This is a genomic window from Colwellia sp. RE-S-Sl-9, assembly GCF_048296855.1.
In the GTDB taxonomy this organism is placed as follows: Bacteria; Pseudomonadota; Gammaproteobacteria; order Enterobacterales; family Alteromonadaceae; genus Pseudocolwellia.
This window is the reverse complement of sequence record NZ_CP182631.1, coordinates 950,466-973,268: the sequence shown is the minus strand read 5'-3', so window position 1 is coordinate 973,268 and position 22,803 is coordinate 950,466. Positions and strand designations below refer to the sequence as shown.

Below are 22,803 nucleotides of genomic sequence, written 5' to 3'. Positions count from 1 at the left end.
AGGGTTATACAAAAGGTGTATTAGTTTCGTTAGCCTGTTAAAATATTGCCAATTATTTTTGAACCATTCTGCTAATTTATTGAAATTATCAATTATGTTAGCTTCTTTCGTGAGACTCATATGACTTTAACAACACGTTTCGCTCCAAGCCCTACAGGTTATTTACACGTAGGTGGTGCTCGCACAGCTTTATATAGCTGGTTATACGCTCAAAAAAATGGCGGAGATTTTATTCTTCGTATTGAAGATACTGATATAGAACGCTCAACTCAAGAATCTGTTGACGCTATTATGGATGGTATGAATTGGTTGAACCTTGAGTGGACACACGGCCCTTATTTTCAAACCAAACGCTTCGATCGTTATAAAGAGGTGATCGAACAACTACTTGCTTCAGGTAACGCTTACCGTTGTTATTCTACCGCTGAAGAAGTAGAAGCAATGCGTGAACAAGCAAAAGCGAAAGGCGAAATTGAAAAGTACAATGGTTTATGGCGTGAACGTACGGATTATCCAGAAGACAAACCTTTTGTCATTCGTTTTAAAAACCCCATTGGCGGTGATGTTGTTATTAAAGATATGGTTAAAGGCGATATAACCATTAGTAACGACCAGCTTGACGATTTAATTATTGCGCGTTCAGACGGTACACCAACATATAACTTAACGGTTGTTGTAGACGATTGGGATATGAAAGTAACGCATGTGGTTCGTGGTGATGATCATATTAGTAATACACCTAAGCAAATTAACATTCTTAAAGCATTAGGCGCTACATTACCTGAATATGCTCATATTCCAATGATTTTAGGTGATGACGGTAAACGTTTATCTAAACGCCACGGTGCTGTTGGTGTTATGCAATATCGCGATGATGGTTATTTACCTGAAGCGCTATTAAACTATTTAGTTCGTTTAGGTTGGTCGCATGGCGATAAAGAAATATTCTCTCGTGAAGAAATGATTGAGCTATTCGATCTAAAAGATTGTAACCGTGCACCGTCAGGTTTTAACACAGACAAACTTATCTGGGTTAACCAACATTACATGAAAACAATGGATCCTGAATACGTAGCTACTCATTTAAAATGGCACATGGACGAACAGGGTATAAATACTGAAAACGGTCCTGCGCTTGCTGATGTTGTAAAAGTTCAAGCAGACCGTGTTAAAACATTAAAAGAAATGGCACAAATCAGCCGTTACTTTTATGAAGACTTTTCTGAATTAGATGCTACTTCAGTTAAAAAGCATTTACGCCCAGTGGTTAAAGAGCCGCTAATTTTAGTTAAAGCGAAATTAGCGGCATTAACTGAATGGTCTCCTGAGTTAATTCATGCTGCTATTAACGACACGGCAACTGAATTAGAAGTAGGTATGGGGAAAGTGGGAATGCCTTTACGTGTTGCTGCTACAGGTGGTGGTAATTCACCATCTTTAGATATAACTTTAGCTTTATTAGATAAAGACAAAGTACTTTCGCGTATTGATTTTGCATTACAAGTTGTAGAAGAAAGAATCGCGAACAGCGCAGGTTAATAATTTTTTCAAATTTTTTAAAGGCTAGCGTTTAAGCTAGCCTTTTTTATTGGCTTAATATTTTACCAATGGGCTTTACTGTCGCTTTTGTATAATCGCCAAACAAAACCTAAAGAAGCACTGTAGGTAATATCTTTCTCATATAATGGACTATTTTCATTTGCGGCACCTGAGTTTATTTGTGCGCCTATACCTGCAAAACCTCTAATACTATCGCTTATTGGAAATGATATGCTTGCAGCGAGCCTTGTGCCTAAGTAACCGCCTTTTGCATCATAGGCTGTACGTGTATCGGTAACAAATTGATTAGATACTTCATAAAAGTAATCTTGAAAGCGCTCTGTCGCGAAGACCATACCAATAGAAGTACTTAAAGCGGTTCCTTCAAATAATCGGCCGCGTTGTTGGTAGGTTATAACCGGATTAAGCACAAAACCTCGGTCGTCAATGGCTGAAAAGTCAGTTGAAAATGCGGCTCTCACTTGCAATCTTGCGTTCAAACGAGCGTTACCACCATTTTCAAACTTATAATCTTTAAGTTTATAAATGGCTTGTGGGCCTATTTCTAATAAAAAATCGAGTTCAGGCATACCTTCTCTAACGGTGCCTTTTTCACTGTCAGCAGAAAAAGATCCGCCAAAAGATAAGCCAGCTTCCAAATTGTTTTTATCCACTACAACAGCTCTAACGCCATTACCATCACCGACTCTGAATATATCTCCTCGATAAACAACATAGGGAGCTGCAGCTGTTATTGTGTTTCTTTGTGAAGACGCTGGATAGTTGGGAACATCAATGACACCACCACCAACACCTGCCTCCCAAAGAGATAAGGTTTCATTAACATTTTCAAATCCGTTTAAGTCTCGCTCAACAGATACCTTTTTAATATTGTTCTGCTCTTCAGCATTAACCTTGGTGGAGCAAACCAATAAACATCCTATAACAATAGAGTGATAACTTTTTAAAAACATAAAATCTCTTTAGTTGAAGTAATTGCAAGTAGATAGGGGCGTTATAATAGAGTCCTTACGATAAAATTGACAATATATACCCGTTACCAATCAAGGTGCGTATTTCAGAGCACTTGAGCGATATCAGTTCAAGGCAACGCTTTGTAATAATGGTTGTTCCCTTATAAAAAGCATTAACGATGAAGTGATTTTGCTCAAGTGCTTCTTCGATGGGTCTAAAAACAATTTATGGGGCTTATTAACTTTAGTAAGGTTCCTACATGGATGTAGGACATTAGGGTAACGCAGGAGCAGTTACCGAGAATAACCATGACGTAAACTTAATGCCTTGCATACATGGATGTATGTACTTAGATTTCGTTTGGAACGTGAAATCTGTGCCTAAATTGTTTTTAGTTCCCACTGAAACCTGCATCTTGAATGATAACGGGTATAGATCAAAAGTTAACTATTCAATATTTTATTTCTTCTATATTTTTTTTGCGCTACATGTATAAATACTTGTCATCACTTATCAATATAAAGGTTATAATAGATAAGTTGTTTTTTATTATTTTTACCTTGGAGTTTCGTTTGCAGTTTAGTGATTTTGGATTAGATAGCGGTTTAATGTCGACAGTTGAACATTTAGGTTTTACTGCACCAACAGAAATACAGCAGCAAGCAATACCTGCTGCAATGAAAGGTCATGACTTAATTGCCTCATCTAAAACAGGTTCAGGCAAAACATTAGCCTTTATTATTCCTGCCATGCAGCGACTAAGTAGAAACCGCGCGTTGAGTAAAAGAGACCCACGAGTACTCATTTTAACGCCAACACGTGAATTAGCTAAACAAGTGTTTAGTCAATTACGTATGTTTACATCGTCTTCTCAATTTAAAGCGGTACTTATTTTAGGTGGTGAAAATTTTAACGACCAAGTTAAAACCTTAGAAAAAGATCCTCATTTTATTGTTGCAACACCAGGACGTTTAGCCGATCACTTAAAACAAGGCCATTTTTACTTAAACGGTTTAGAGTTACTTATTTTAGATGAAGCCGATCGTATGTTAGATCTGGGTTTTTCAAAAGAACTTACCTTAATTAACGAAGCGGCAGATCACCGTAAACGCCAAACCCTTATGTTTTCAGCAACGTTAGATCATGCACAAGTGAACGATTTTGCGTCAGCGTTATTAAAAAAACCAAAGCGTATTGCGATTAATGCAGGTCATACTGAGCATGAAGATATTACGAAACGCTTTTACTTATGCGACAACTTAGATCACAAACAAGCTTTGTTAGAGCACTTTTTAAATACCGAAAAAATTCAGCAGCTTATTATTTTTACCGCCACAAGAAGTGATACCGAACGACTATCACAAGTGCTTAATGAGCAAGGCCACGATTCTATTGCATTGAGTGGAGAGCTAAACCAAGGGCAACGTAACCAAATTATGGAAAGCTTTAGTAAAGGCCAACATAAAGTGCTGGTAACAACAGATCTAGCCTCGCGTGGTTTAGATCTTGTTAATGTATCTCACGTTATTAACTTTGATATGCCAAAGCATACTGAAGAATTTGTACATCGTATTGGTCGTACTGGTAGAGCAGGTAGCTCTGGCGATTCAATTTCGTTAGTTGGCCCTAAAGATTGGGTAAGCTTGAAAAACGTTGAAGGTTTTCTTCAGCAAAAAGTAACGTTTGATACGGTAGATGGGTTAAAAGGCAAGTTTAAAGGCATTAAACCTAAAAAGCCTAAAGCGGTTGTTAAAGCGAAAACACAAGATAAAGCTCGAACAGAAAACAAGCCCAAAGCACGTAAAATGGTTAAAAAGCAATTTGTTAGTGAAGAAGCAGGGCATAGACCTATTATGCGTAAGCAAAGCGCTTTGCAAGAGCGAGATGATAACGAAGAGGTATAGTTAGTTTTGATTAATACGAGTTATGAAGGTAACTCGTATTATAGGTATTATTATTCTTCAATAATTTGCTCTAAGCTAAAATTGCTGTCGTCATCACCTATTTTATCTTTTAAATAAGGTAAAATTTCTTCTAGTTGTTTTGTTAACTGCCAAGGTGGGTTAACCACAAATAATCCTGTACCTGTCATACCGTAAGCGTCGGTATCTTTTTGCATACAAAACTCTACTTGTAATACATTTCTTATATCACTCGAAACAAATTGCTTTTTCATTTTTTCAACAAGTTCACGTTTAACTACGGGATACCATAAAATGTAAGTGCCTGTAGCAAACTTTTTATATGCGCTGATAATGGTTTTAACCGCTTTAGTGTAATCTTCTTTTAGCTCGTACGGCGGATCAATTAACACCACACCACGTCTGCTTGGTGGGGGGATTAATGATAAAATACCTTGATAACCATCAGATTGTTTAACGTGAGATTTACTCCAACGTTCACAAAACTCGGTTAAGTGGTTAATGTCGGTTGAATGAAGTTCAAATAAGTGAGCGCTGTCTTGTCTGCGGGAAAATTCTTTTGCTACAGCAGGGGAGCCAGGGTAAAGCTCTAACTGTTGCTCTTGATTAAAAGATTTTATAAGGGTTATATATTCTTCTAACGCTTCAGGAACATCATCGTTGTTGATGAGCTTAGCGATACCTTGCTTATATTCACCCGTTTTTTGTGCGTACTCTTCAGTTAATTGATACATACCTGCACCAGAGTGACTGTCGATATAAGTGTAACCTTTATCTTTTCTGGTTATGTACTCAAGTACGTTAGTTAAAACGGCATGTTTTAACACATCGGCAAAATTGCCTGCATGAAAGGCGTGGCGGTAACTTAACAAGGTAAAAACCTTCTTTATAATAAGAGAATTAAACGGCGCTATTATACTGAATAAAAGTGTTTTTGAGTAAAATAAATTTTTACATATGTTAATAAAATGTAAATACTCCTAGACTTTGCTTATTTATGCGCTAATCTAATAGGCAGAATTTAAATATAAATATAATTAGGAATGATTATGGAAACAATCGAGAAATATTCAGATCAAATATTTGGTTATGCTGTTGAGTACGGCGGACAAGCATTAATGGCGTTAGCGGTATTAATTATTGGCTTATGGGTCATTAAGCGTATTAGCAAAGCAGTAAATGTAGCATTTTCTAAAAGCTTAAAAGACGAAACCTTAATCTCGTTTTTAACGGGTGGCATTAATATTCTATTAAAGGTGCTATTAATTATTAGTGTTGCTTCTATGGTTGGCATTGAAACCACGTCGTTTATTGCTGTACTTGGTGCTGCAGGTTTAGCGATTGGTATTGCTTTACAAGGTAGTTTATCTAACTTTGCTGGTGGTGTAATGCTACTTATATTTCGTCCAATTCGTGTTGGCGATTATATTGAAGCACAAGGTGAGTCGGGCGTAGTTATCGAAATGGGTATTTTCGTTACGTTATTAGAAACATTTGATAAACGTATTATTGTTATTCCTAATGGCCCTTTGTCTAACGGTAACCTAACTAACTTTACAAAAAGCCCTGTTCGCGCAGTAGAAGTTACATTTTGTATTAGCTATAAAGATGATATGAAAGTTGCTCGCGATGCATTAACTAACTTAATGAACAGCGATGAAAGAATTTTAAAAGAAGAAGGTAACGTTGTTGCTGTTACTAACTTAAACGATAGTTCAGTTGATATTCTCTACCGTGCTTTTGTTAAAACAGATGATTACTGGGGATATTATTTTGATATTCACGAACAAGGAAAACTTGCTTTAGAAGCTGCTGGTTGTTCTATCCCGTTCCCACAACAAGATGTACATTTATATTCTCAAGCTGCTGCAAAAAGCGAATAATTTTTATCCTTATATTGATAAATAAAAATATTGAGAAATAAAATCTTATAAACATAAAAGATCTTATATAACTGTCGTTTATAAACAAATCCCTGCTAAGTAATTAGCAGGGATTTTTTTTATATGTAATTCGTGTAGGCCGATATTTTAAATTTGGCCTGTCTTTTGTGTGTGACCAATGTGTGTTTTTTGGTAATAATTATTGTTTGTTTTTGGTTGACGGTTTGGTGTGGTTCTGGTTATATGGCGAGATAAAAAACATATTGTGTCCAATAATTAATAAATAATGTTGTCACCAAGTTTGTCGGATCGGTATTAAAAAAAATAAATTACGTATAACTCTATACATAATAATTAAGTGGTTTCTAATGTTGGGTAGAAATAGTTACTTATCGCTTTTTTTACTGCTTATAACAAGGTTAGCTATATTTATATATGCCAATATCTATAGTAAATACAAAGACTTATACAAAACCTCTATACAAAAGTTGAATATTAAAACCCAAAAAATAGAATCATAAATTAAGCAGAGAGAACAAATATAATGCATTATTTCAATATCCCTACATATAAATATTATCATTACTTGCAGCAGAAAATGTTCAGTGTTTTCACTGCATTAATTTTAATTTTAATTTTAGTTTTAGCTAGTGCTAGCTCATCACTCCATGCTCAGGAAGCTTCAAATAATACACTGACTTCTAATTTACACAGTAGCCTTACCGAAGGCGTTTTACTCGGAGATTTATCCAAACTTGATCCCCTTAAAAAACCTAATGAAAACTTTGATTTACTTGATTGGTCATTAACCTTACCAACGGATCTTAACAAAGATAAAAAAGCGGATACCGTTTATGAAAAATCATTAGATAAAGGCTTCAACTTAAAACCTTTTTTCTATACCGCAGATGATGGTGGCTTAGTATTCGCTTCTCCTAATGTAGGTGCTAAAACGTCAAAAAATACAAAATATGCCAGAGCAGAACTGCGAGAAATGTTACGCAGAGGCAATAGCCGTGTAAAAGTTCGTGGCATTACTAAAAATAATTGGGTTTTCGCTGGAGCACATGGTTCGATGAAAGCTAAGTCTGGGGGGATTGAAGGCAGTTTAGAAGGGACTTTAGCGGTAAACCGTGTATCTACCACAGGCGATGAAAAAAAGGTTGGTCGTGTGGTTATTGGGCAAATCCATGCCACTGACGATGAACCTATTCGTTTATATTACCGAAAATTACCAGGTAACACTAAAGGAGCTGTTTATTTTGCCCATGAAATAAACGGTGGTGATGATGTTTGGATAAATATGGTGGGTACGCGTTCTCATAAGTTGTCAGATCCTATTGATGGTATCGCTTTAAACGAAAAATTCTCTTATAAAATTTCTGTGGAAGATGAAGTCTTATTTGTCACCTTAATCAGGGAAGGTAAGCCTAATATTACTAAGCATTATGATATGAAAGAGAGTGGTTATAGTGCAGGTAACCAATATATGTATTTTAAAGTAGGCGTGTATAACCAAAATAATGGCGGCGCCGAAGGGGATTATGTACAAGCTACTTTCTATCATATCCATAACACACATAAAGGATATAAGTTTTAGTTAAGAACACCCAAATAACTTTTAATTATTAGCTCGCAATAATGATTATTGGTCACGTGTTTTGGTAAGTTAAATTAAATAAATTGGTTGACACATTGGTTTGTTTTGCGTAAGTTAAAATTTATGTCGAGCTATATAAAAATAATAATTAAATAGCAATAACATTATTTGAAATAAGAAATATAACAAATTAATAGCACTAACCTGCTAGCAATAAACACAAACGGGGAACTCCAAATGTCTTTGATATTAGGGAAAAACACAAAATCCACTCATCAAGTAGGTAAGTTTAGACTTTCACCTATAGCAAAATGGGTTAAAGCTACCATTATTACATCGGTAGCTAGCTCTTTTGCATTTTCGGCAACAGCACAAGAAGCAGAAACTGAAAATACAGTTAAAACAGATAACAATATAGAAGTTGTTGAAATTGTTGGTACTCGCAGAACGATTCAAGATCAAATCGCAATAAAGCGTGAAGCTACAACTGTTGTTGACGGCTTATCTGCTTCAGATATTGGTGACTTACCTGCGCTTTCAATTGGTGAGGCACTAGAAACAATCACAGGCGCATCATCTCATCGTGAAAATGGTGGTGCCACTGAGATCAGTATTCGTGGTTTAGGTCCATTCTTAAGTGCCACTCATATTAATGGCCGTGAAGCCACTAATGGCAGCGGCGACCGTTCAGTTAACTTTTCTCAATTTCCATCAGAGTTGATGAAAAAAGTCGCTATTTATAAAACGCAAGATGCTTCGATGATCGAAGGTGGTGTTGCAGGTGTTATTACACTTGAAACACTTAAACCATTAGATTTTGGTGAACAACGTATCCAAGGTGAATTAAAGGGGAACTATAATCCAGACCAATCTAACGTTGAAAACTCACTTCAAGGTGATTTAGGCTACCGTGGTACATTAAGTTATGTTGACCAATTTGAATTCGACAACGGTCAAGCACTTGGTGTAAGTGTTGGTTGGCAACGTCAAGACATCAGCCAACCAGAAGCTGAGTATAGAAGCTCAAGCCCGTCAGGCTCATCTTTGTGGGCATGTTTAAATGATCCTACAAATACTCAAACTGGTTTCTTCCGTAGTCAAGCTGGTGACTGTGAAGATGGAATTAATAATAGTGGTATTAATAACGCAGGTTACAATTCTAAAATTGATCCTGAAACAGGTCGTGCAATAGACTCTGGCACACCATACGCATGGACTGGTTCAAGCCGGAGCTTCCGTCAAAACGAAACATCTGACGAAAGAGAAGCTTTATTTATTGCTTTACAATACCGTCCATCAGAGAGTTGGGATATAAACTTTGATGCTCAAATTTCAGATAGAACACAAACAGAATCTCGCCATGATTTAATCTTCTTACAAAAGCGTGTTACTCCCGGTGTAACAGGGCAAAATCTTATTACAAATGATGTTGGTGGTATTCTTCATTGGGAAGGTTCAGACCGTATCGAATCTGCCGGTGAGTATTTTGAGCGTGAAGAAAACTATGCTGCTTACGGATTAAATATTGAACATTATGTAAATGACGATTTAACTATAAATGTTGATATTGGTTATTCTGAAACAAACCGTGAAGAGCTACAAATTTCTAACCGAGGAAGAACGAGCTCTGCTGCAAACCCTTTTTCTTGGGATTTAGGTGAACATATACCTCACTTTAAATTAACTGATTTTGATGTTACTGATATCTCTAATTTTTCTAGTGATCTTCGTACTCGCCTCGACAGAGAAAATGTACGTGACAACGAAATTATCGGTGCTCGAGTTGATTTTGACTACAAACTAGGCGGCGATGTTTTTACTAGCATCCAAGGTGGAGTTCGAGTTTCTGAGCTGTCGTTTGTTCAATTTGGTGGTGTTAATAATAGTGGTAACGGTTCAAGAACTGAATTTACTATAGATGACCCTGAAGCTGGCCTTGGCATACTTGAAGGCTGTCAAATAAACTTCCCTGAGTCTAGCTTTTTATCAAGCGTTTCTGATGGCAATATTATTACAAATGTTGACAGTTCAGGTAATGTCATAGAAAACGGTACAGGCGCTTCGTGGGCAACATACAATAACGAATGTTTCGCTCAAGCAGTAGCTTCGGGTGCCAATGGCGAGTTCGGATATCCAGAAGTTGTTTACGAGAATTCAGGCACTAGTGACGTAACAGAAAAGACAACGGCTGTTTATGTAATGGCTAGCTACGACACTGAAATGTTCGGTAAATTTATTCGTGGTAACTTTGGTGTACGTGTAGTGAATACTGATGTTACTTCTATTGGCTTTAGAGAGGACTTTGACGTTCTTACTGATGCGTTAGGCGTAGTTAGTCTAGAAGGAAACGGTGAGATTGAACGTGTTGTTGGTGGTGGCGATTATACTAAGGTTTTACCAAGTTTTAACTTAGTTGTTGATTATGAAGAAAATATCATCTTAAGAGCGGGTATTTTCCGTGCTATGTCACGTGCAGATCCATCTGATTTAGGCTTTGACCGCTCTTTCGTAACCGATGATAACAGCGCCCCTACATCCGTTGGTGACTTGTTAGTAGGTGCTGAAGGGTCTGGTAACCCAAATACTCAACCATTAATGTCATGGAACTATGATTTAGGCTTTGAATGGTATCCTAACGATGACTCTATTGTAGCGTTTGGTATTTATTACAAACAGTTCAATGGCGGCTTTCAACAGCAAACCGTGTTAGAAGATTTTAACGTTGAAGGTGTTGATGTCTCTTTACCTATTACTAATTCAGTAACTAGTGATGATGAAAGTGAAATTATGGGCTTAGAAGCATCATTTTCGTATCGTTGGGATTCTGGTCTTGGTGTGAAGTTTGGTTATAACTACGCAGATACAGACTTTGAGTTTGAAGATAGTCTTTACGGAAATACTTTTACTACTGATTTAGATGGTGTTACTACTCAACTTAAAGAAGGAATCATTCCTCCAGGTTCTGTACCAGGATTCTCTGAGCATGTATTTAGTGGTCAAGTTTACTACCAAATTGGCGATTTCGATACGGCTTTTATCTACAAATATCGTAGCGAATACTTCCAGCCTTATACTTCTAACGGTACAAGACTACGTTATGTTGATGAGGCAAATGTTTGGGAAGCTCGTGCTTCTTACAAAATAAATAAACACGTCCGTGTTAAATTTTCTGCAATTAACTTGTTTAGCGAACCACGTTCTGATGACTTCTTTGTTGAAGGGAACTTGGGCAGCGTAAGTGACTATGGTCCTCGCATATTCGCCGGTATCAGCGTTAAGTACTAAGCAAACAATGTACTCAATTAAAACAAGTTAAAGTTGAAAAATTAAAATATTCGGGAGTAGAAAACATGTTTAAGAAATCACTTATATCAGCACTTATTGCTACAGCTCTTGCTGGATGTGGCGGCGATGATACCGCACAATTAGATGGTAATAGTCGTGGTAACATTGAAATAACTGGAAGCGACTTTTACGCAGGTGGCGAACTATCAGCATTGGCTACTGATTCTGACGGGATTCGAGCAGAAACACTCGTATACGTTTGGTCAACGGGGACTACTGGCACAACCTACACAATTACTGAAGATGACGAAGGCTCAGAAATCTCGGTTTCTGCTAGATATACCGATGAAGCAGGTTTTACTGAAGGTGTAGGTGCATCGACACCTGTTATTGCACCAACTTTAAATGTTGATGCTAGCATTATTAAAGGTCCTGTGAGTGGTGCAAGTTGTGAAATTTTTGAAGTTGATGATTCTGGTATTGCGGTTCTTCCTGCACAAGGTACTGCAGATACAGACGCTTCAGGTGGCGTTACATTTACTGATGTACACTTTGAAGGTGTCGGCTTAATTAGTTGTACTGGCGGTACTTATACAGATGAGTCTACTGGTAGTACTTTAGATGCTCCTCAATTACGCTCTGTAATAAACGTAGCTGAACTCGTTCCTGCTAAAGATGAAAATGGTGAAGAAACTGTAGATGAAAATGGAGAGGTTGTATTAGTAGAACCAATTTACACCGTTTCAGCTTTGACTGAAATGGCTGTTCAAAATACTGGTACTGATTTAAACAGTTTTGCTGAACAAGCTGAAATAATTAATGCTAGATTTGGTATTCGTTTTGATATTACGGACAATATTCCTACTGTAATTGGAGTAGATGCTCTTGGTGACTTAGGATCTGTTGCTGCAGATAGTGATAGATATGGTTCTGTTTTAGCACTTATTTCACAACTTGATGCTGATGATGCTAATGCAGACATATCTTCGGTTATTGAAAACCTAGCGACTGATTTAGCCGATGGTTCTTTTTCTGAAGCTTCGCAAGATGCTCTTGAAATAGCTCAACTTAACCTGCAAACGACTTCACAAGTTGCAGGTGCTGTTGATACATCTTTGCTTGATGTAATTGGTTCTGCGGCAGGCTATAACAATACGCCTGTTACAGCAATTATTGAAGGTGACCTTTCGGGTACTGTGAAAAATACTGCGACTGACCCATTAACTGGCTCAGTAAACGTTATTGATCCAAACTTTGAAGAAGACGCTGTAGTCGCTCAAACAAATGTAGTACTTACTTATGGTACATTTAGTATAGATGCCGCTGGCACTTGGTCATACATTGTTGATACAACAAATGACACAGTAGCTAGTCTTGAAGTGGGTAATTCTGTAACAGATTCAATCACAATAGCCTCTGTTGATGGTACTACAGCTCAAATTGATATTCGTGTTGCTGCACTTACTCAGGTCGTGAAAATAAGTAATACTGATAGCGATACAGGTGAAATTCTATTTAGGGTTGCTAACCTTCGTCAAGGTAAGCTTAGTGCATCTTTCTTAAAAGAAGTTGCAATAGGTAGTGATGGAAACAGTAAAGATGCTTATATTAAGCTTGGTGGTTCATCTGGTAGTAATAGTGAATCTCTTATAGATCTACGAATTCAAGGTGAGCAAACGTCAATTGACGCTAACGGAACAGAAACTCCAATAGCACCTCGTTTATTTGTCCGAAATACTGACAGCGACGCTTACCCTGGCAATACACTTATTGAAGACTTTAACGAAAATCAATTTTATGACATAGACATTACATGGGATTTGGATGCAACTGAGCAAATTACCGTGTCGCTTGATGGAGAAGTTATTTTTGGAGGAGCATTTTCTACTGCTGCAGTTGTGGATTCTGACTTTGAAAATTTAGATCAGTGGTTCGCTGATGGGATTCAAACTATTCAATTCAGATTCGGTGATAACGGCACAACTATTCCTTTCGGCTCTTACTTTGTAGACAATATTGAAGTATTTTCTGACACTGCTGGTACTACAAGAGTATTTACAGACGACTTTGAAGGCTATGAAGCAGGTAACACTTTAGGTGGTACTGAAAGTCTATATTCTACACTTGTTTACGCTGAAGTTGCTGTATTTGATGCAGGCGATGGCACAGAAGAGGCTGTTCCCGCTGTTTTCTTTGACTTAACAGGAAGAATTGCTAGTGATGAAACAACTCCATTAATAGGTGTTGTTAGGGTACAAGATATCAATGAAGGTGAAGCATCAATTATGGCTTCAACGGTAACTGGAACTTACGGTACATTCTCTATTGAAACTGATGGCTCATGGACTTATACACTTGATACCAACAATGCAACTATTGCTGCACTTGTTGTTGGTCAGAATGAGACTGATACTTTCACTATTGAGTCTGTTGACGGAACGACTGCTGATTTGGTAATTACAATCACAGGTTCTATTGTTGCTAATACTGGCGATAACAATGTTGCAAGAATGGCTGATACAACGACAACGGCAGATGCTGAATTGCGTTTAACAACAGACGCACTTGCTGAAGGATCTATTTCTACAACGATTAAACTACAAGCAATCTCTGACTTCACTGCTACACCAGATGTTTCAGAAGATAATACGGCTTATATTAGTATTTATGGTGGTTCTGCATCTTCAAGTAACCTAACGGGTGAAATTATCTTTAGTAATGGCGCTATTAAGTATCGTGATGCATCAAAATCGCAACAAACCATTGATGGCTTGGCCTACTTTGATGATACGGATATTGATGTAGTACTTGAATGGACTGCTACAGGTTACTCTTTATCAATTGATGGTGGCACAACGTTCTTCGGACCTTATGTTGCAATTAATACAGGTACAGCAACAGAAACGTATCAAGTTCGTATAGGTAGCTCAAGTAAAGAGTCAGCGAAAGAGTTATTAGCTGATGACATCGTGGTTGCTGATGCAGCAGGTACGGCAGTGCTAACTGAAGACTTTGAAACTTTTGCCGATGGTGAAGATTTAAGTACTTCTTATTCAAGCTCTGCTGAATCAACAGTTAGAACCATCGCAGGAACGGGTGTAAACCTTGTTGCAAGAATGGCTGATACAACGACAACGGCAGATGCTGAATTGCGTTTAACAACAGACGCACTTGCTGAAGGATCTATTTCTACAACGATTAAACTACAAGCAATCTCTGACTTCACTGCTACACCAGATGTTTCAGAAGATAATACGGCTTATATTAGTATTTATGGTGGTTCTGCATCTTCAAGTAACTTAACGGGTGAAATTATCTTTAGTAATGGCGCCATTAAGTATCGTGATGCATCAAAATCGCAACAAACCATTGATGGCTTGACCTACTTTGATGATACGGATATTGATGTAGTACTTGAATGGACTGCTACAGGTTACTCTTTATCAATTGATGGTGGCACAACGTTCTTCGGACCTTATGTTGCAATTAATACAGGTACAGCAACAGAAACGTATCAAGTTCGTATAGGTAGCTCAAGTAAAGAGTCAGCGAAAGAGTTATTAGCTGATGATATCGTGGTTGCTGATGCAGCAGGTACGGCAGCGCTAACTGAAGACTTTGAAACCTTTGCTGTGAATGATGATCTAAGCACTACATACTCTAGTTCTGCTGAAGCAACAGTTCAAGAAGACTAATCATCTTGCAGTTGTAGATTAATGTTTTAAACATTGTGTTAAAAATGCCGCTTATTAATAAGCGGCATTTTTTAGCTTTTATATCTCCACCTCACAAACAAACATCTTTGTTAATCGATTTTTACTTGTTTAAATCTTAACTTTAGAATCTCACTTTAAAAACTAAAAAGGCTTTAACCCTTGCGAGTTAAAGCCTTTTTTAATCATTATTTTTAAGTGATAAAAGTTATACTTGAGATGCTAAGTACTCGTTGTAAGTACCAGCAAAGTCGCTGTAGCTATTATCTTTAAGTTCAATAATACGTGTCGCAATACTTGAAACGAATTCGCGGTCATGACTCACAAAAATAATAGTCCCTTCAAATTGTTCCATCGCCATGTTTAACGATTCAATTGATTCCATATCCATGTGGTTAGTTGGTTCATCCATCACAAGAATATTAGGCTTTTGCATCATTATTTTACCGAATAACATACGGCCTTGTTCACCACCTGATAGTACTTTTACTGATTTTTTAATATCGTCAGCAGAAAACAATAAACGACCTAAGTATCCGCGAACCGCTTGTTCATCATCCGTAGGTTGACGCCATTGGCTCATCCACTCAAATAATGTCATATCGGTTTCAAATTCGTGAGCATGGTCTTGTGCGTAGTAACCAATGTTTACGTTTTCAGACCAAGTTAATTCACCTGTGTCATTCGCGTAACCTACATCGTTCATTAACATACGTAAGAAAGTTGTTTTACCCACGCCGTTTTCACCAATAACGGCAACACGTTCGCCAACTTCAATCATCATAGATAAGTCTTTTAGTACGTGGTTGTCGTCAAAACTTTTTGATACATTTTCAAGTACTAAAGCGTTTCTGAATAATTTCTTTTCTTGTTCAAAACGAATAAATGGATTTACACGGCTTGAGGCTTTAACGTCAGCCAATTGAATTTTATCGATTTGTTTAGCACGAGAAGTCGCTTGTTTTGCTTTTGAAGCATTAGCAGAGAAACGTGCAACGAAAGCTTGAAGCTCGCCAATTTGTGCTTTTTTCTTCGCGTTATCAGCAATGAGTTGAGCACGGGCTTGGGTAGAAGCCAGCATGTATTCATCGTAATTACCTGGGAATACGTTTAACTCACCATAATCTAAATCAGCCATATGAGTACAAACTGAGTTTAAGAAATGTCTATCATGAGAAATGATGATCATGGTTGAATCACGCTCGTTCAAGGTTTCTTCTAACCATTGAATCGTGTGAATATCCAAGTTGTTGGTTGGTTCGTCGAGTAATAAAATATCTGGATCAGAGAATAGGGCTTGAGCGAGTAATACACGAAGCTTCCAGCCCGGAGCGATATCACTCATCAAACCGTAATGTTGATCTACCGGAATACCAACGCCCATTAGTAATTCACCCGCGCGACTTTCCGCACTGTAGCCATCCATTTCAGCATACTCAGATTCTAAGTCACCAACACGCATACCTTCTTCTTCACTCATTTCTGGTAAAGCATAAATACGGTCACGCTCTTCTTTAACAGCCCACAACTCGGTATGGCCCATAATAACCGTATCAACTACAGAATATTCTTCAAAGCCAAACTGGTCTTGGCGTAATTTACCAATACGTTCATTGGGATCTAAACTCACGTTTCCTGATGTTTGCTCTAAATCACCACCGAGTATTTTCATAAAGGTAGATTTACCACAACCATTAGCACCAATTAAACCGTAGCGATTACCGCCACCAAATTTTTGCGAGATGTTTTCGAAAAGAGGTTTTGCACCGAATTGTTGAGTAATATTATTTGCAGCGAGCATAAGGCTATTTTATTCCTGTGAATCCTGAGTTTTAATGCCGCGCATTATACACAATAGGGTTGTAAATCAGCAACTCTATCTTGCTTGTATTCAAAGTCATGCTTTTAGTTTTATGAATTGAGTACAGCAAAGCTAGCAGAGTTATAAAAATATTTTTACATTTAAATAATTTGTTGCAATCTCTTCGTTATTATCTTCAGTCACGTCATCCAAATAATCCATCTGTTATAATTAATTTAAGTAACTATAATACATGCTATAGTGTGTATTTTGGTATTTATTATTATTTTTACATGTAATAACATGTTTTTATTATGTGAGGTGTTATGACTATTGATAAAGATTGGTTTGTTAAAGCAGGCGCTAAAATACAACAACTACGTAAAAATAAGTACCCTAATGATACGCAAACGACTTTTGCTGCAAGAATTGGTGTTGGTGTAACAACAATACAAAACCTTGAGGCTGGCAAAGAAGGAGTTGCATGGGGTACTGTTTTTAGGGTGCTAGAGTTACTTGATAAAAAAAATGCTATGGATGAGTTATTTATACCGAATTCTGATGCAAGCACATTAGTATCGAGAACAACATCATGGTAAGTAAAACATTTAAAATAAGGTTTATGACACCTTCAGGTGAGGTTATTAAATGCGCCCAAACTGACGTGTATGAAAATCACCAAGGGCAAATAGATAAAATAGAATTTGTGTATCATCCTGACTTTAGAAAATATTCACAGTATCCTATTGATCCAAAACACCTTTCATTTAACGCTCAGTTGATTGAGTTACCTTGCTCTAATGCGGTAGCTGGATTTATTGATGACATACTGCCTGATTCTTGGGGTAAGAAAGTACTCGCCCGTATTCATAATATTCGATTTCCCAAAACGACAGACTTACTCAATATAATGGAGTATTCCACTATTGGGGCATTACACTTTTCTAGTGATGATAATGTGCCTGTATCTTTTGGTTTAGGGTGTAATAAATCTGATTTAACAGAATTAGAGATACTCGCTAATAAAATTGATGTTGGCTTGTTAACTGATGAAGAAATAGAGCAATACAAATTAGCCATGTTTGCTCGAGGCTCTAGTATTGGTGGAGCTCGGCCTAAAGTGCTGGTGCATGATCAGCATAAAGCCTATATTGCTAAATTTGCAAAAGATGAAGACAAATTTGATTACTCTACTGTAGAACATGCTTGCTTAAAATTGATGGAAGCAGCAGGGTTGTTGGTTGCACAAACCGAGGTAATTAAAGCCGAAGCTAATAATGTATTATTGGTTGAGCGTTTTGATGTAACACCTCATGATGGGCGTTATCATCAAATAACGGCTAATGCGTTACTGAAAAACCAAAATACACAATCTGATCCTTACACATCATCATACGACGATATTGTTAAATTAATTGCACGTTATTCTTGTAGGCCTCTTGAAGATAAAAAACAACTTTTAGGTCAAATGTTGTTTAACGTTGCTTTGAATAATACAGATGATCATTTACGTAATTTTAGCTTTTCTTGTAAGGAAGATGGTTGGCAATTAACACCCGCTTACGATGTTGTACCTTCAGTAACTTATGGAGCTTATCATCAACTTAAGTTAGGTTATGACGATATTTTACCAAGCCATAGCAATATTACGCGTTACCACCGAAATTTTGGCTTAACAAAAGCGCAAGTAGTGGATGTTGCTGAACGAGTAAAAAGTGCTTTAGTCGATTGGGAAGAATCCTTTAAAGCAAATGATGTAAGTGAGAGAGATATAAAACTTATGTCTAAATTAATAAAAACAGAATAATACTCAAACTTAATTTTTTGTTAAGTGTGAGTATTAAAATCTAATCAGCTTCCCCTCTGAAACGTATAGGAGAATTAAGGTTTTTTATTCTTAGGTTTACGGTCGTTAAACTGATTCTCAGAAAAACGCGTTAACCCTTGTTTACCTTTACCTGCTGGTTTTGGCTTTTTACCGTAAGCTCTTGTTTGCCCTGGAGAGGTTTTCTTACCCGTTGAGTTGTTCTTGCCTTTACCATTATTCTTGTAGTGTTGTTTATTTAATTCACCACGGGTTTCTGCAGGTACTAAGCACGCAGGACCAGAACCAATAAGCTTTTTAAGTCCCATTTTGGTTAGTTCTTCTCTGATCATTGGCCAGTTAACTGGATCATGATAACGCAATATCGCTTTATGCAATCGTCGTTGAATGGTGCCTTTAGGAACGTTTACTTTTTCACTGTTTTTTCTTACATTTTTCAGTGAGTCAATTTCTGTATGGTATAAAGTCGTCGCATTCGCTAATGGCGACGGATAAAAATTTTGTACTTGGTCTAACTTGAAGTCATTTTCTTTTAACCATAGCGCCAGGTTTACCATATCTTTATTGGTTGTACCGGGATGCGCTGAAATAAAGTAAGGGATCAAGTATTGTTTTTTACCAGCAAGTTTTGAGTAATGATCAAACATTTCTTTAAACTTGTCGTAGCTTCCCATACCTGGCTTCATCATTTTATTTAATGGGCCTTCTTCAGTATGTTCGGGTGCTATTTTTAAGTAACCGCCAACATGATGTGTCGCCAGTTCTTTAACATATTCTGGCGACTCAATCGCTAAGTCGTAACGAACACCTGAGGCAATTAATACTTTTTTAATGCCTGGTATTTTACGAGCTTTACGGTATAGCTCTACAGTTGGTGTTTGGTCGGTATCTAAATGACCACAAATAGTTGGCCATACACAAGAGGGTTTACGACAGGTAGCTTCTGCTTTTTCGCTTTTACAACGTAGCTTATACATGTTGGCTGTTGGGCCACCCAAATCGGATATTACGCCAGTAAAACCAGGAACTTTAAGTTTGATATCTTCAATTTCATTCAAAATAGATTCTTCTGAACGACTTTGAATAATACGACCTTCATGTTCTGTAATGGAACAGAAAGTACAACCACCAAAACAACCACGCATAATGTTGATTGATGTTTTGATCATGTCGTAAGCAGGTATTTTTGCTTTACCGTAACTTGGGTGTGGTACGCGTTGATAATTTAAATCAAAAACACTGTCCATTTCTGCTTCAGATAATGGCTGAGCAGGTGGGTTTAACCAAATAATTCTATCGCCATGGCTTTGCACTAGAGGCTTAGCTGATGTTGGATTAACTTCTTGATGGAAAATACGAGAAGCGTGCGCGTATAACATTTTGTTATCACGTACTTGTTCGTATGTGGGTAAATTAATATAAGTGGTTTCCCAAGGCTTTAATTTATCTTTCCAACTTTTGTTTTGATAATCTTTTATCTCAATCACTTGTGGTGATTTAGTGACGTCTGTTGCTAACGCCGAGTTTTTATCATTTTCAGCTGCTTCAGCACTGTTGGTTTCACAGCTGCTTTCGGTCATGTCTTGATAAGGGCTATAGATAGGATCGATTTTACCCGGTTTATCTATGTTTCTAGAATCAATGCCTTTCCAGCCGGGTAGGGCATGCTTGGCTAAAAATGCACTGCCTCTAACATCAGTAATGCTTTTTGCTTCTTCACCATTTGCTATTCTATGAGCAATTTCGATAAGCGGGCGTTCAGCGTTGCCATATATTAATAAGTCGGCTTTTGAATCAAATAATACAGAGCGTCGAACTTTGTCTGACCAATAATCGTAATGAGCAACGCGACGTAAACTAGCTTCAATACCGCCAATAATTACTGGTACGCCTTTATAAGCTTCTTTACAGCGTTGTGTATAAACATTGACTGCGCGATCTGGACGTTTACCGCCTTCATCATTTGGAGTGTAAGCATCGTCGTGACGTATTCTACGCTCAGCTGTATAACGGTTGATCATTGAATCCATGTTGCCCGAGGTAACACCAAAGAATAAATTGGGTTGGCCTAACTGCATGAAAGCGTCTTTCGAGCTCCAATCTGGTTGAGCAATAATCCCTACACGAAAACCTTGGGCTTCTAACATACGACCAATAATGGCCATACCAAAGCTAGGGTGATCTACATAAGCATCGCCGGTAACAATAATAATGTCGCAACTATCCCACCCTAATACGTCCATTTCAGCACGAGACATAGGTAAAAATGGTGCTGTGCCGTAGCATTCAGCCCAGTATTTTGGGTAATCGAATAATAACTTATTCGTTTGGGTAACTCTGTCGGTAGACTTCACGTTGCAACTCTTAGTTAAACTTGGGCAAACTTTGACGCGATTATACCTAGTGCCTCTTTAAATAGGAATTTTCTTTCAATTATTTCGGAGGGCTTTTATTACTTTAGTTAACCTGAACTCGGTTAAAGAGATGCTTAACAAAATGAAATATAAGAAAAAATAGTTTTATTGTTCCTCTAGCTTGATATTTTTTCTTAATTCAAGGCAAATTTCGCGTCAATAGCTGGTCTATTGCAAGTAAATTTAACGCAGAAATTAGGAAAAATAGCTGCTAGAGAAGAATTTGTTAAGCCGAGTTCAGGTTAGTTATATTGATGAGAGAAGTGTGAATTAACAGGTTAGTAAATCAATAAATAAAAAAGGAATGAATACGTTAATATTCATTCCTTTGGTTGTTTGGATTGGTTGAGTTTGAATTTGATTGTTGTTGAAAAAGGATTACGCTTTTTCTAATGCTTGCTCAATGTCTGCAATAATGTCGTCAATATCTTCAATACCAACAGAAATACGCACTAAATCTTCAGAAACACCTGCTGATTTTAATTCTTCAGGATTTAACTGACGATGAGTTGTTGATGCTGGGTGACACGCTAACGATTTAGCATCACCAATATTTACAAGGCGTAAAATCATGTTGAGTGCATCAATAAAGCGTCCGCCTGCTTCACTACCACCTTTAATACCAAAGCTTAAAATACCTGATGATTTACCGCTGGTTATGGTGTTACATAATTCGTTATACGGGCTTGTAGGCAGTGCGGCATAATTTACCCAGTTAACTTTATCGTGATTGTTTAAGTAGTTAGCTACTTTTAATGCATTTTCACAATGGCGTTCCATGCGTAAACATAAGGTTTCTAAGCCTTGCATAATTAAAAATGCACTATGTGGTGAAAGGGCTGCACCGGTATTTCTTAATGGTACAACACGACAACGACCAATATAAGCTGCAGCACCTAATGCTTCGGTGTAAACAACATCATGATATGAAGGATCTGGTTCGTTTAGCATAGGGAAACGCTCTTTATTTGCTACCCAATCAAACTTACCTGAGTCAACAATAATACCGCCGATGCTTGTGCCATGTCCGCCTATGTATTTAGTGAGTGAATGAATAACAATATGAGCGCCGTGTTCGAATGGGCGACATAACACAGGGCTCGCCACTGTGTTATCTACAATTAATGGTACGCCATACTTGTTTGCGATTTTAGCTAAACCGGCTAAATCGACAATATTACCCGCAGGGTTACCGATAGATTCACAAAAAATAGCACGTGTGTTGTCGTCAATTAAGGCTTCAAATGCAGCTAAATTATCAGCAGAGGCAAACTTTACGTTTACACCTTGTCTTGGAAAAGTGTGAGCAAAAAGGTTGTAAGTACCACCGTATAATTGGCTAGTACTAATAATGTTATCACCTACAGAGGTAATTGCTTGAATGGCATAAGTAATAGCAGCCATACCTGAAGCCACGGCTAAACCAGCTAAACCGCCTTCCATCGCTGAAACACGTTGCTCTAACACGTCAGTGGTTGGGTTCATTATTCGAGTGTAAATGTTCCCTGGAACTTTTAAATCAAATAAGTCTGCACCGTGTTGTGTATTGTCAAAGGTGTAAGACGTTGTTTGGTAAATAGGTGTGGTTGCGGCTTTAGTCGTTGCTTCCGACTCATATCCGTGGTGTAAGGCTAGTGAGGCTAATTTCATAATGGGTCCATTCGTTGTTTAAAAAATTTGTGCATTATTTATATCATTAAATTAACAATTGTTAAATTTTCAAATCGGTTTTTATCTATACCTGAGTTCGGACTAGGTATTTGAAGCTTACACAGGTTACTAGTTATGCGAATAAATTACTTTTTGTAATTTATTGTAATAATTTTTAATTCGTTGAAATTAATTA

The 22,803-nt window shown here is 37.4% G+C and carries 13 protein-coding genes; 8 read left to right on the top strand and 5 right to left on the bottom strand.

All coding sequences use genetic code 11. The annotated features are described in order from the left end of the window. The first annotated feature begins 120 nt into the window (after positions 1-120). A complete protein-coding gene (gene gltX / locus ACM9HF_RS04170) occupies positions 121-1,539 on the top strand; it encodes a glutamate--tRNA ligase (RefSeq protein WP_473614548.1) in 1,419 nt (472 codons plus the stop codon). Between the two features lie 62 nt (positions 1,540-1,601). Here gltX and ACM9HF_RS04165 read toward each other — a convergent pair whose 3' ends face one another. After that, a complete protein-coding gene (locus ACM9HF_RS04165) occupies positions 1,602-2,513 on the bottom strand; it encodes a MipA/OmpV family protein (RefSeq protein ID WP_473614545.1) in 912 nt (303 codons plus the stop codon). Between the two features lie 573 nt (positions 2,514-3,086). On the opposite strand from ACM9HF_RS04165, the gene ACM9HF_RS04160 reads away from it, so the two are divergent. After that, positions 3,087-4,418 carry a DEAD/DEAH box helicase gene (locus ACM9HF_RS04160; protein ID WP_473614542.1) on the top strand — a complete coding sequence of 444 codons (1,332 nt, stop codon included), beginning with the start codon at positions 3,087-3,089 and terminating at the stop codon, positions 4,416-4,418. Between the two features lie 50 nt (positions 4,419-4,468). Here the strand turns inward: ACM9HF_RS04160 and ACM9HF_RS04155 are convergent, their stop codons facing one another. Further along, entirely contained in the window at positions 4,469-5,308 is an 840-nt protein-coding gene (locus ACM9HF_RS04155; RefSeq protein WP_473614538.1) for a 23S rRNA (adenine(2030)-N(6))-methyltransferase RlmJ, read from the bottom strand. A 177-nt stretch (positions 5,309-5,485) separates the two neighbouring features. On the opposite strand from ACM9HF_RS04155, the gene ACM9HF_RS04150 reads away from it, so the two are divergent. The 4 genes from ACM9HF_RS04150 to ACM9HF_RS04135 all read left to right on the top strand — a co-directional run bounded on the left by ACM9HF_RS04150 (position 5,486) and on the right by ACM9HF_RS04135 (position 14,899). Continuing rightward, complete coding sequence (locus ACM9HF_RS04150) at positions 5,486-6,319, top strand: mechanosensitive ion channel family protein (protein WP_473614535.1); 834 nt, start codon at positions 5,486-5,488, stop codon at positions 6,317-6,319. Positions 6,320-6,917: 598 nt separating this feature from the next. After that, positions 6,918-7,919 (top strand): polysaccharide lyase family 7 protein, encoded by a 1,002-nt coding sequence (locus ACM9HF_RS04145; RefSeq protein WP_473614531.1) that lies wholly within the window; start codon positions 6,918-6,920, stop codon positions 7,917-7,919. A gap of 237 nt (positions 7,920-8,156) precedes the next feature. Beyond that, positions 8,157-11,204 (top strand): TonB-dependent receptor, encoded by a 3,048-nt coding sequence (locus ACM9HF_RS04140; RefSeq protein ID WP_473614527.1) that lies wholly within the window; start codon positions 8,157-8,159, stop codon positions 11,202-11,204. 65 nt (positions 11,205-11,269) lie between these two features. Further along, entirely contained in the window at positions 11,270-14,899 is a 3,630-nt protein-coding gene (locus ACM9HF_RS04135; RefSeq protein ID WP_473614524.1) for a VCBS domain-containing protein, read from the top strand. Between the two features lie 226 nt (positions 14,900-15,125). Here ACM9HF_RS04135 and ACM9HF_RS04130 read toward each other — a convergent pair whose 3' ends face one another. Next, a complete protein-coding gene (locus ACM9HF_RS04130) occupies positions 15,126-16,718 on the bottom strand; it encodes an ABC-F family ATPase (protein WP_473614521.1) in 1,593 nt (530 codons plus the stop codon). A gap of 326 nt (positions 16,719-17,044) precedes the next feature. Here ACM9HF_RS04130 and ACM9HF_RS04125 point away from each other — a divergent pair, with 326 nt between their 5' ends. Further along, entirely contained in the window at positions 17,045-17,317 is a 273-nt protein-coding gene (locus ACM9HF_RS04125) for a helix-turn-helix transcriptional regulator (RefSeq protein WP_473614517.1), read from the top strand. Next, entirely contained in the window at positions 17,311-18,525 is a 1,215-nt protein-coding gene (locus ACM9HF_RS04120) for a type II toxin-antitoxin system HipA family toxin (protein ID WP_473614513.1), read from the top strand. The genes ACM9HF_RS04125 and ACM9HF_RS04120 overlap by 7 nt, the downstream gene beginning before the upstream one ends. A gap of 74 nt (positions 18,526-18,599) precedes the next feature. On the opposite strand, the gene ACM9HF_RS04115 is transcribed toward ACM9HF_RS04120, so the two are convergent. Together ACM9HF_RS04115 and ACM9HF_RS04110 are read right to left on the bottom strand one after the other, a co-directional pair. After that, the gene (locus ACM9HF_RS04115) at positions 18,600-20,801 is read right to left on the bottom strand and encodes a YgiQ family radical SAM protein (protein WP_473618251.1); all 2,202 of its coding nucleotides are present in this window, start codon (positions 20,799-20,801) and stop codon (positions 18,600-18,602) included. Positions 20,802-21,335: 534 nt separating this feature from the next. Beyond that, the gene (locus tag ACM9HF_RS04110; protein ID WP_473614510.1) at positions 21,336-22,607 is read right to left on the bottom strand and encodes an O-acetylhomoserine aminocarboxypropyltransferase/cysteine synthase family protein; all 1,272 of its coding nucleotides are present in this window, start codon (positions 22,605-22,607) and stop codon (positions 21,336-21,338) included. Positions 22,608-22,803: the final 196 nt, after the last annotated feature.